We start from the raw sequence: 12,389 nt of genomic DNA on the forward strand, positions 1-12,389 counted from the left end.
TACTATCGGGCTCAGCTTTGTACTGTATTCGGTACGCTTGCCAGATATTCTTTGATCTTCCCGACAGCTTCATTCACATTACCGGCCTGAATGATAACACGCTGGGTATCTTTCATTTTGTCCGCGGAATACTGATATTTGGGATCATAATAATATTCCAGCAGTAGAGCAATAGCCTGCTCATACTGATCTCCATGCAGCGCTTCTTCGATCTGCACACCGATAGGCTGATGAATATGTGCCTTGATCCGCTCAAAAGCAGACAGACATTCTTCCTTGTGCTCAGCCGGACGATAATCTTCCATAATATGCCGTACACGTTCAGCCATCGGCAGCTCTACCCACAGATGCACACCCTGTTCTTTTTTATCCAGCAAAAAGGCAGGCACTTCGACCTTGCCGATACGCCGGCTTTCGGCTTCAAACAGAATATACGGAGCCTGACCGATTTCATTCAGCCGCTCAATCAGCAGGGAATCAAAAGCTTTCTGGTTATTCACCTGCAGACCGATTCCGCCAAATACAGATCCACGGTGACCAGCCATTCCTTCCAGGTCAATAACCGGGTACCCTTCTCGCTGCAGCTTTTCCAGCATCAGTGTCTTGCCGTTACCGGTATGTCCGTTCAATACAAATGCCGGTGTATTCAGCTGCAGCTGACCGAGTTCTTCTACGATCCACTGCCGATAGGCACGTACACCACCGGACAAGCGGTACGTCTGTACCCCCATCAAGGACAGTACAGTCGCTGTTGTCTTGCTGCGCATTCCTCCCCGCCAGCAGAAGACCGCCTTTGGTCCTTCAATCTGCTGGAATTTAGCGATAAAATCAGGCAATTTGGCTGAGGCAATCTCGAGACCGCGCGTTTTGGCCTGTTCGGTACCGACCTGCTTGTAAAGGGTACCGACTTCAGCACGTTCTTCATCGTTGAATAACGGTATATTCATACTGCCGGGAATGGTCGCATTCCGGTATTCCGATGGCGAGCGCACATCAATCGTAGTGATTTCTCCTCTGGCCCGTTTCTTCAGCAATTCTTCTATGGTGATATCCTGAAACAAAACCATCCGCTCCTTAGTTGTCGAATTACGTGGGGAAAGTCATTTCTTTATTACTTTTATTTTTAATTCCGCTTTTACTTTTCAAAAATAAATTAGATCTGTACCTGAATATGACCAGGGTGCTGGTCGGTCACTTCGCCGATATGCGCCGCTTCTACACCTGCAGCGAGCAGATCGCTCAGCAGCTGGGCAGCATCCTGTTCGGCAACTGCAATCAGCAGACCACCGGATGTAACCGCATCACACAGAATCCATTGATCGATCTGATCCATATCTGCCGGGAAAGTCACATCGCCTTCGAGATGTGCATAATTGTTTTTGGTACCGCCTGGTACAAAGCCGTTTTCTGCCAGTTCGCGTACACGCGGCAGCACAGGCACCTGACTTTGACGAATCACAATACCATTGCTGCTGCCTTTAGCCATTTCAGAAGCATGACCGAGTAGACCGAATCCGGTCACATCGGTACAGGCATGCACTTCATACGCATCCATCGTCTCGGCTGCGGTTTTGTTCAGCGTACTCATGACCTGAGTAACGCGGGCAATTTCCTCTTCGCTAAGCTGATCTTTTTTGACGGAAGTTGTCAGGATACCGACGCCAATCGGCTTGGTTAGAATCAACTGGTCACCCGGCTTGGCTCCTGCGTTGGTACGCACACGATCCGGATGGACTGTACCGGTCACGGCCAGGCCGAATTTAGGCTCCTTGTCATCGATCGAATGACCGCCAACGAGTGTTACGCCTGCTTCGGCCATCTTGTCCCCAGCTCCGCGCAGAATATCGGTCAGAATCTGCTTATCCAGCGTATGAATAGGGAAAGCTACAATATTCAGCGCTGTCAGCGGCTTGCCGCCCATGGCATAAATATCACTAATCGCATTCGCTGCAGCGACCTGTCCAAAGGAATACGGATCATCAACGATCGGGGTGAAAAAGTCCAATGTCTGCACAATAGCCAGATCATCGGTAAGCCGGTATACACCTGCATCATCACTTGTATCCAGGCCTACGAGCAGATTCGGATTGGGAATGGCCTGTGGCAGATTACGCAGTACCTGAGCCAGATCGGCAGGTCCGATTTTGCAGCCGCAACCACCTTTGGAAGAAAGTGAAGTTAATTTGATTGCATCGGTAGATGACATATATTATCGTTCCTTTCGGGTATAGGGTTTGTACAGTATCTATAGAAGACAGCAGAAGCGTCTGTGATCTCCTGTTGTCCTTGGAATATTGCTTTAGAACAGCACTTTATTAATTATACCACTAGCCCGGCAAATAATTCGATGCAGCTTGCGTTTCGGCTTATATTTTTATGCTATAATTTACACCTGTGATCTGCTTGTGCAGCTCATTTATTGATATTTTAATCAGGAGGAACAATATGCACACAACGGATTCAGGCTTACGCCAGCCGAACAAAAAAGTGATCTGGCTGGTCGTCGGCTTTTTGGTTATTGTCATTGCAGGGCTGATGTATGTGAAATGGTGGCCCTATTACCATAAAGCGTTCAAAGCTGCTGCCGATCATTCTATCGGAGCTTCGATTCTGGGAGACTCTACCGGAGGCGCTCCATCGTGGGAAGCGGCATGGGGATATGCGGTAGTCTATTTCAAAGCCGTCTGGAAAGCCGCGATTCTCGGTATCCTGCTCGGTTCGTTGCTGCAGGTTATGCTGCCGGCTCAATGGCTGCTGCGTGTACTCGGTAAAGCGGACTTTCGTAGTACCGCACTGGCGGGTGTCGCTTCACTGCCAGGTATGATGTGCAGCTGCTGCGCAGCCCCGATTGCTGTCGGCATGCGCAAAAAGCAGGCTTCTGTCGGCGCCAGCCTGGCGTTCTGGATCGGTAACCCGACTCTCAATCCGGCGACACTGGTCTTTATGACGTTTGTGTTGTCGTGGAAATTCACGCTGCTGCGTCTCGTGTTTGGATTGATTCTTGTTTTCGGCGTTAGCTATCTGGCAAACCGGTTCGTTCCTGCCGAGAAGCTGCCGGATGAGATGAAGATGGACGATCCCAATGCAGCGCCTCCTGCAGCACCGGAACAACCGCTTATGGTACGCTGGGGCAAGAGTATTCTGAATATGCTGATCAGCATCGTACCTGCTTATATCATCTTCGTATTGCTGCTCGGTGCAGCTCGGGTGTGGCTCTTCCCTTCAATGGATATCGCTAGCGGCAACAGTCTGCTCGCTATCGCCGGATTCGCACTGGCCGGTATGCTGTTCGTTATTCCGACAGCAGCAGAGATTCCGATTGTGCAATCTTTTATGAGTCTGGGTCTTGGCGCAGGACCAGCTGCTGCACTGATGCTGACCTTGCCGGCCATTAGCCTGCCGTCCATGCTGATGATCGGGCGTGCTTTCCCGCTCAAAGTCATGCTGTTCGTCGCTGGTTCCGTCGTTGTACTTGGTATCGTTTGCGGACTGGTCGGTATGTTCGTTTTATAACTCGTTCTATAATTGTATTCCGCTATGCCAACAGCCTGCTTCAGTATAAATCTGAAGCAGGCTGTTTTTTATTGAAACGCCAGGCAGTGGCGTATGTTGATGTAATTATCTAATCTATAAAAACCAAAAGCCCGCATACATACAAAATTCCGATGACCGACACGATTAATGTAACGATATATTGTCTGGAATGCGGAAAATATTTCTTTTCCAATCCGACCTGATAAGCACTTAGCAAAACAATCAATCCTACAACAATTATCAGATAAAATTTGAAATTCTCGTACAGCGGCGGCATTCCTGGAATCATCAAGAGAACGATAATAACAGCTGCATATATGACATTGCCGACTATCATGGCTTTTCGGCCAGCCGATTGCATAATATTCTGTTTCTCGATATGCAGGTATTTTTGGGCAAGACGCGGGATTACATAGTTAATCAGAACTATAATCAAAATAGTGATCGCAGGTATCATGACATCCTCCTGTTTTCTATGTATTTACAACTGTATTCATGCCACCTTTTTGTGTCTGCTTTCTTTTACTTTATGACAAAATTATCATTCTGCTGTGAGAAACAATTCATCCATATTTTAGTACAATAGTATAGTGATGCTTCTTTTACAGATACATTCCATATATATTACCGGTATGTACAGTAAGACTTTTGAATTTGTACGATTACTTTTATTGTTCTCTTCCCCACATTTGTACATGCCTGGCCCTAGCAGTATACCAATATAGAATAGACAGGAGCAATTTCACATGAACAATATACTTAAATTAGCACTATGCAGCAGCCTGCTGTGTACCGGCGTTACGAGCAGCTCTTCGCTAAGTAAGGTCACTCATGCAGCTGCGCCTCAGGTAAGCATTACACTGGACGGATATAATCTGCCTTTTCCGGTCGCTCCAACGATGGTCAAAGGAACCACAATGGTGCCGTTTCGTGCAATCGCTGAAGCGCTGGGTATTCCGGTATCCTGGAATCAGGCCAGCAAGACTATTACCGCCAGCGGTTCCGGCAACAAAAAGGTCATACTTACCATGAATAGCACGAACGCGACAGTAGATGGTCAAAAGGTTACGCTCTTCGTTGCTCCGCAGACGATTAATAACAATACGATGATTCCGCTGAGCTTTTTCAGCCAGCAGTTTGGTGCAGATGTGAAATGGGATGCCTCCACCCATACCGTATCGATCACCTCTCCAGTAGAGGATTTGTATACACTGGGATTTTACGCAATTTCCTCCTATGATGAGCGCGCGATGATACCTGACTTTGACAGCGTAGCTTATGGCTGGAGCCGAATTACGACAGAAGGCAAATTCTCTACTTCCAATACGGAATTCAAATGGCCACAGTCAGCTGGCAGCGATACTCCCGAATCCATGATCCAGAATACGGCTGCACAGGGTACTTCTCCATATCTGATGGTCTATTCGGTAGACGGACATGGGGAACTGACCAAGAATCTGGAAAACCCAACCCTGCAAAACCAGACAATCCAGTCCATTATCGATACAGCTACCAGCAAAGGATTCAAAGGAATCGTACTGGACTTTGAAGGACTTGGCTGGAGTGGTGACAAAGCCAAAGCGCAGTCGGATTATAACGCCTTTGTCAAAAATATAGCTGCCAAAGCACATCAGCAAGGACTCAAACTGACGCTGGCCCTGCACCCGCTGAACAGCTCCTATACCGGTTATGATTACAAGACGCTCGGCACACTGGCCGATGATCTGATCATCATGGCTTATGATTATACAGATAAAAAGACCCCGGAGCCAACCGACAAAGTCGATAATGCCATCCAACTGGCTCTGAAGCAGGTCGATCGCAGCAAGCTCATCCTCGGCATCTCCCTAAGCAGCGAAGACGAGAAATCGGTCAATACCAAAATCGGTCTCGCCAAACGCTATGACCTTAAAGGTGTCGCTATCTGGCGTCTTGGCATTATCGGACAAAAAGCGATGGATGCGATGCACGAATCAGTGGAATTTAATAAGTAAGATAGAAATAAGACAAGTATGACTAGATTACGTTGGACGAATTGGATGGGGCAGCTAGAATAACAGGCTGTATAAGTTCAATAGATTGAATAAGAATGATATGGTATAACGTCCGCGTAACACGAAAAATAAATTCTTGTTGGAAAACAATAATGACTACTAGATAGATGTAGATCAGGGCGGTGAGAATTCACCGTCCTGTTCCTGCATAGCTGTATGCTCGCTCCTATCTCTCTATACATATCTGTATGCGATTACGATTCTAAAATAAATATAAATCTCCCTGTTAAATATGTAACATTTTCCAATTTCACACGTGGTTACAGTGAAAGGAGGTTATGGTGTCCAAATATCTGGATCAATTATACAGACAGTATACCCATGACATCTATCGATATCTGTACTCGCTCAGTCGCAATCATCATACAGCGGAAGATCTGATGCAGGAGACTTTTTACCGGGCTTATCTGTATCTGGAAGTGTATAACGGCGAAAAGGTAAAACCATGGCTATTCCGGGCAGCCTATCATGCTTTTATCGATGACCAGCGCAAGCGTAAACGGCAGCAGGTGCAGGAGCCAGCCTTTTTCGACCAGATCACCGATTCGCAGACTTCTCCTGACAATCAACTGATTGAGCAAGAGCAAATTCATCTGGTCATAACTCAACTCGATCAGCTGCCTATAATGCAAAAGCAGGCCGTGCTGCTGTATGACTTTCACCAGTTCTCTTATCAGGAATCTTCAGAGATTATGGATATCTCTTTAGCCTATTTCAAGGTACTACTATTCCGCGGAAGGCAGCGAATACGCGATTTCAATCAGGGCGGTGCATACGATGAATGACTCATTTAGACAAAAGCTTCAGGATTATTATGACGGCAAACTATCCGAAGAGCAGCGTACGGAAGTAGAACAGGAACTGGACAAACTGGAGCAGTATCAGCAGTATATTGACGAACAATTGGATCGGGATCAACCACATACCAATGACCATTTGAATCAGACGAAGCACTATACGAATGATCAGCAGCCAAATGAACATTCGCAGCATACGGATACGGATGAACCGTTGAATCAAGCTCATTTCGAACAGCACGAGGATACAGAGGAACTGCTGAATGAAGAGAAGTACAGAAATATAGAGGCACAACCGAATCCGCAAACGCAGCACTCGCCTACTACAGATACTTCAGCACAGCCGTCTCCCGAAAATAAAGCGATAAAACCTGCCTTTATGCGTCGATATGGGCAGCTCTATATGGATGACCGGATCGACCAGAAAAAGATACGACGGATTATGAGGCGCAGCAAGTGGCGTTCACGCTCCGGTACAGCAGGGATTGTCATTGGAGCTTTTTTTGCTTTTATTTTCGTATGTACCATCTTCAATATTTTTTTCTATGGGATTCAAGAGGGTGGTCGTATCGATACTTACCGTGATGTGATCCGTTCCGCGATTGCGGTGACCCAGCCCAATGTATCGCTGGAGAGTGCGGGTGCCAATGTCGATACAACCGGTCTACATATCAAAGGAGCAATGGAAAAACAGATCGGCAGCAGCCGGGTCAAAATTGCGGATTATACGGTGGATATCTCGTTTAATTTTGCACGTACGTATAATACCGACTGGCTCGTAGAAGTCACGCCACCGCCGTTGCCTTTTCAACCTCCAGGAGCAGATGTATCCAATGACAGTGCAGCTGCCTGGAAACGACTCGAACATCTGCCAGAGGGTACGGTAGTCGAAGCTTATATTAGCTTTGATCAGTATTACAGTACGGACCAGGCACTGCAGTTATTCAAGGATAAAAAAATGAAGCCACTCTGGCTGGCTGTACGTCCCGGAAGCGAGGCTGATATGAATGAGCCTGGTTCCAGATGGAGTTACATGATTGGATTCCCGTATGATCCAATATGGCATGATTCGGATCGGACCCTGCTTCATCAAAGTGAAGAAAAGATCGGCTGGTTCAGCAGCACAAGCAGTTCCAGCTACAGCTATCCGAATGTGCAGGCCTATGGAAGTGGTGATATACGTAACAAGAATTTTCTCAATACGCTGCGTTTGATCCAGCCTTATAAAGGAATACTCCGCGCGCCTGCTCCTTTTTATGATTTTGATGGGATTATCCATTATATTGAGCAAAATGGCGTACAGATCTACGGCATTACAGTAACCGGGCCGACCAAAGAAGTACTAAAGCTAAAAAAAGAACCGTTTGCCAGCCGGATTCAGATCGGAGAAGTTCGGTTGTGGAACTGGGAAGAATAGTATGGATCGTAAATAAAGAAGCACCGCAAACCAATGTTTGACGGTGCTTCTTTGTTATGGTTATCAAGTTCATTTTATTCGGCTTCTTTAGTGCGTTCCGGAAGCAGCAAAGTCATTATAAGAGGACAGGTCCGTATCGTAAAAGATAACATCGCCATCTTTGACCCTATAGCTGACATTATACGGATCTTTAACAATATGATCGCGGCTATCATCCGTATGATCGTATCCCTCCATATCCCACCATTGGTTGTTATAACCTGACTGGGTATGAATATATTGCAAATGAGGATGAGCCGTATCTCCATGAACTACCGATTCCAGATCGAAATTCACTACGATAAAACCATTCTTCAGGAAAATGGGCGCTTTCTCATCCAGCGTATGTGAACGTCCATATTCGGCCAGATTTGTTCCTTTGGGTACAGCATATACATTTGCCGGAAGACTGTATTCACCATACCACTGCTGTATGCTGGCATTGACTCTGGCAGCCGATGCCGAGGCATTGGTTGGTCGCTCAAACGTATTAATAAAGGTACGTAATGGCGAAGTCAGGATCTGAATATCGTAGCCCCCCGTGTACGTTGGCTGATTGGAACGTTTTATAAAGTTAGCAATGTATTGTTCCTTGTTAATCATCCAGCCAGTCGACAAGTCATAGATCGATGCGGCTGTATTTTTGATCGTGACCGCTGATACATTTCGAAGACGCTGGTTCAAGGTTACATTGCGTTTTTCGGTATCCGAAGCAGAACCTATTTTGACGAATCTTTGGTTATCCGAGTGATAGTACAAGTCTACCGGCACTCGCTCCGGCTGAGTCGCCGCATCTTTATCCTGATAATAGAACGTTGGAGTAATCCGGATTGCATCCTTGTTTCCAAACATATTACCTTTCGTTTTCAAATCAAATTTGAAATGGTATCCCGTCTTCACGGATACGTTTTTGAAACCTGTGAGTGGATGGCTCCCCCGCATGATGGGCAACACATATGGCGAACTGTTTCCACGCGCTTCTCCATCTATTCCATTTGGTCCTACCCAGAACGATTTGCCTGTGGGAGAACTACTTCCTTTGGCAGTACGGAACACGTTTTCCCAATTGAAATCTGCTATATCGGTAACATGGAAATCATAGATACGTCCTATGACTTCAACATCAACAGAATCTTTGGCAACATGGTTGCTCAGATCCAGGTTGGCATCTTGTTCTGCAGTAAAGCTGGCAGGAGCGTTCTCCGCAATATTCCTGAACAATACCGTATAATTACCTTCGTCTACCCAGACGGGCAGCGTAAATACTGTATCCAGCTGATTCACTGGAACATCAATCCAGGTATTTTTGGGGTAAAATGTTTTACCGTCTGCAGCATACACATCGAACGGGAAAAGAACCTGCTTGATTTTGAAATACTTGGCGAAATCCCTTTTTCCATATCCGGGATAAGAAGATTCATTTTGATGCTGTCCAGTTGTAGGGATGCGGACGGTAAATGGACGATCCAAAATCAAAGCCATTCTTTTGGCATCTGGAACTGTTTTTTGATTATGTATCTTATCATCTGATATGGATGAATAGTTTACCACAGGTGTATAGACAGTCACATTGTTAATGCCTGTAATCGGAAAGCTCTGATCTCCCCCGCCCTTCACATTTTCATCAATCATCGTATAGAAAATAGTACCGGTTGCTGGAGTATTTGCTTTATTGGTCAGTTTGAGACTAATCAACTGAGAACCTTTCAACAAGATCCGTTCGGTAGAATCCTTATACGAGCGAATCTTAGTAGGCGCCGGGATCTCTTTGGGCTTAACAGTCGTCTTTCTGGTCCAATCTCCATTCATGACTTCGGTTTCTTTGCTTTTAAAAGTAAACTTGGCTTCATCATTGCGAACTTCTGGATCATCGGTTTTGCTTTCGGCCATGCCTTTGAGTTTACCTTCATCATTTGGTACAGATGGTTTACCTGATTTCCCACCATCAATAACGCCAGGGTGATAATTGATAGCGCCAGTTTCATCTGGACGCACATGATCATTTACATCAGTACTATCTTCTTTTTCGATTGAAGGTGGTGTATAGCCAGCTGCTGCGATCGTTACACTTCCATTAGGGAGTGCATAGTTATTCATTTTGGCTTGCTGAATTCCATAGGCAGCTAACTGATTAATCTGCCAATAGGAGTAATCGCGAGTAAAGCCAAAATTATATGTTTTGGTAGCACTGGCCGTTTTGGTTTTCCAATCTCCTTTATTATTCTTTTGTTTCCATTTGAGGCTGTATTTCACTTTCACTTTACATTGGTAATCGACTTTCCCCTTCATCTCTCCAAACTTGTGACTGAACAGGTAATTATATCCCCAAGCATTGGCATACAGATTTTCACTGGTAGGGATACCTTTCGTAGCATCGAAGTGACGTCCATTCGCTGCATCGTCGCCAAGAATATGTCCTGAGGCTTCCGGGTTCATCATTGCCTTGGAGAGTTCCTGGGATTGTGTGGGTGGTAATATAGTGAACGTGCAATCCCCCTTTCCTTCGGAAGGAAGATCAGGATCATCACAGTCAGGGTTATCCGCGCTGGTTTGACCGGGCTTACAACCTTCTACTACATCGTAGTATTGGTAGGCTCTGTATTCTTCAAATGAGCCGGTGTATTTAAATTTTGGAGGTTCTCCTTCTTTTATGTCAGGCTGCTTTGATGGATCTGTACCATCTGTTGTTTTTTTGTAGCCGATGTATTTGTACTTTTCATTAGTTGGTGGTGTAAACTCGTATTCGGTTCCCGGTTTCATTTCTTCCTCACGAGGAGGGAAAATGGAATTGAGGGATTTACCATCTTTTGTTTTGTAGTAGACGCTTAGTTTGGAATCCAGTTCTATTTTGAATAGAACTGGAATATAAATGCGAAGTCCTTTTGTTGTTGGGCTACATTTAGTAGTACATGTGTCAGTAATATCTTCTGGTTCTTTTGCTGTCAACATAATGTTTACAGTGACAGGAATTTTAGCAGTATCTGTGCCAATCCCACTTTTACTATAATGAAGTTCACTGTCATCTGTTCCAATTGACATTGCATATTCATAGTTGCCCCATAGATTTGAACCTTCAGGTGGCTTTTCAGTTCTAGATTCCTCAAAGAAAACAGCATTCTTTGCAGTTCGTTTATATAGACTGACTTCTATACTTTTTATTGTACGGTTAGGAAAGGAAAACTGATAATCCTGTTTTGCTAATCCTTCGTCACCTCGATTTGGAGCTTTATCTGGCCAACTTGAACCATACCACATATCATAATACATCATTCCAACAAAATAGCGGTAATTAGCCTCTGTCGTATTTTCAGATATATCTTTGTAATAATGTAGTGGAGTAGCTACACCTTCAGCCATAGCTCTTGAAGAATCTATGGCTGTCGAAAATAAAAAATCAAATATAAAGACTATAAGAATACAATACGACCAATATTTTTTTTTTCTATTCCAGCTCCGACATCTCATGTTATTTTCTCCATGGATTGTCCATCAATATAAGTGAAAGATTATCTTTTGTAGAAGATGTATGAAAACCGATGTACTTAATATCTTGAACCGATAACTGCTTTGAATCCTTAATATTATGAGCAAATTCATCAGTATTATTATAGATACCATAATAATAATAAACAGTACCATCACTATTCTTTTGTGTTAATTCATTTCGTTTATATCTATATCGCACATCTCCTTTCTCGGTTAGTAAATAGAGATTTGGTGATATATCGGTTGTTCTCACACGAATATAACTTAATCCATTATATGCACTACTATCATGGAATGTATAAAGATCTACACCATAAATATAACCTGACATTAATAAGGGGAAATTTGATGGTTTAATTTTAAAAGCATATTTATACGGTTCATTAAATTCATTTGTCATTAACTCTGGTCTTTTAGAAAAAAATGATTTGTACGGATCAATAGAAGTTTTAGGCAAACCTAATTCTTCTACTGTCGGCGGTTTCTTACTTCCAATCCACACCCACTTGCTAATCTGATCCCAACTTACCTCTTGTCCAAGCCCTTCACTAACCAAGCGCAATGGCACATATGTACGCTGCTGTTTTACAATAATTTTACTATCATAGGTTTTGCTTTGATCATCAATGACGGCTGTCGAAGAACCTACGGTCATTGTTACGCTGTGTTTATCTGTTTTCAGTGTGATATTTTGCTTGCCACCGACTCGCTCATACCCTACCTTTGCACCTAACTTTTCAGATACAAAACGAATAGGTACCATAACTGCACTATTCTCATCCTGGAAAGGTTTTGCATCCGGAAACGCCATTTTACGTGCATTTAAAAGTACCTCTACCTGTTTGGAGCTTGTAGCAGCTTTTGCAGGAATCTGTGGAATCGTACTCAAAATAAAAGATGAAGCCAGAACTGCCAGAACTGTTTTCTTGATAAGATTGGTTTGCATTGTTAATCCTCCTAAATTTAGTTTCTACATGTACTAACAGATATGTATTCTACGAACATATCATAGGTTCAATTGGAAAATTGCGCGAATTTTCCCATATTCTTTTTATCGGCAGC

General features: G+C 44.3%; 9 protein-coding genes. 4 read left to right on the top strand and 5 right to left on the bottom strand.

The annotated features are described in order from the left end of the window. Positions 1-11 precede the first annotated feature (11 nt). Together mnmH and selD are read right to left on the bottom strand one after the other, a co-directional pair. Positions 12-1,061 (bottom strand): tRNA 2-selenouridine(34) synthase MnmH, encoded by a 1,050-nt coding sequence (gene mnmH, locus WH46_RS21055; protein ID WP_046228231.1) that lies wholly within the window; start codon positions 1,059-1,061, stop codon positions 12-14. Positions 1,062-1,153: 92 nt separating this feature from the next. Further along, the gene (gene selD, locus WH46_RS21060; RefSeq protein ID WP_046228232.1) at positions 1,154-2,206 is read right to left on the bottom strand and encodes a selenide, water dikinase SelD; all 1,053 of its coding nucleotides are present in this window, start codon (positions 2,204-2,206) and stop codon (positions 1,154-1,156) included. 239 nt (positions 2,207-2,445) lie between these two features. Between selD and WH46_RS21065 the strand changes: the two genes are divergently transcribed. Beyond that, positions 2,446-3,513 carry a permease gene (locus tag WH46_RS21065; protein WP_046228233.1) on the top strand — a complete coding sequence of 356 codons (1,068 nt, stop codon included), beginning with the start codon at positions 2,446-2,448 and terminating at the stop codon, positions 3,511-3,513. Between the two features lie 109 nt (positions 3,514-3,622). On the opposite strand, the gene WH46_RS21070 is transcribed toward WH46_RS21065, so the two are convergent. Next, on the bottom strand, positions 3,623-3,991 hold the full coding sequence (locus tag WH46_RS21070; protein ID WP_046228234.1) for a DUF4181 domain-containing protein: 369 nt from the start codon (positions 3,989-3,991) through the stop codon (positions 3,623-3,625). Between the two features lie 289 nt (positions 3,992-4,280). Here WH46_RS21070 and WH46_RS21075 point away from each other — a divergent pair, with 289 nt between their 5' ends. From WH46_RS21075 to WH46_RS23595, 3 genes are all read left to right on the top strand, one after another. Continuing rightward, positions 4,281-5,528: a stalk domain-containing protein gene (locus WH46_RS21075; protein WP_046228235.1), complete on the top strand. Its 1,248-nt coding sequence runs from the start codon at positions 4,281-4,283 to the stop codon at positions 5,526-5,528. Between the two features lie 338 nt (positions 5,529-5,866). After that, positions 5,867-6,373: a sigma-70 family RNA polymerase sigma factor gene (locus WH46_RS21080; RefSeq protein WP_046228236.1), complete on the top strand. Its 507-nt coding sequence runs from the start codon at positions 5,867-5,869 to the stop codon at positions 6,371-6,373. Next, on the top strand, positions 6,366-7,802 hold the full coding sequence (locus WH46_RS23595; protein ID WP_052714326.1) for an anti-sigma factor: 1,437 nt from the start codon (positions 6,366-6,368) through the stop codon (positions 7,800-7,802). Before WH46_RS21080 ends, WH46_RS23595 begins: the two co-directional genes overlap by 8 nt. Positions 7,803-7,889: 87 nt before the next feature. On the opposite strand, the gene WH46_RS21090 is transcribed toward WH46_RS23595, so the two are convergent. Next, on the bottom strand, positions 7,890-11,306 hold the full coding sequence (locus tag WH46_RS21090; protein ID WP_046228237.1) for a DUF5704 domain-containing protein: 3,417 nt from the start codon (positions 11,304-11,306) through the stop codon (positions 7,890-7,892). A 1-nt stretch (position 11,307) separates the two neighbouring features. Continuing rightward, entirely contained in the window at positions 11,308-12,273 is a 966-nt protein-coding gene (locus WH46_RS21095; protein ID WP_046228238.1) for a copper amine oxidase N-terminal domain-containing protein, read from the bottom strand. Positions 12,274-12,389: the final 116 nt, after the last annotated feature.

This window comes from Paenibacillus dauci, from assembly GCF_000971985.1.
Lineage (GTDB): Bacteria > Bacillota > Bacilli > Paenibacillales > Paenibacillaceae > Saccharibacillus > Saccharibacillus dauci.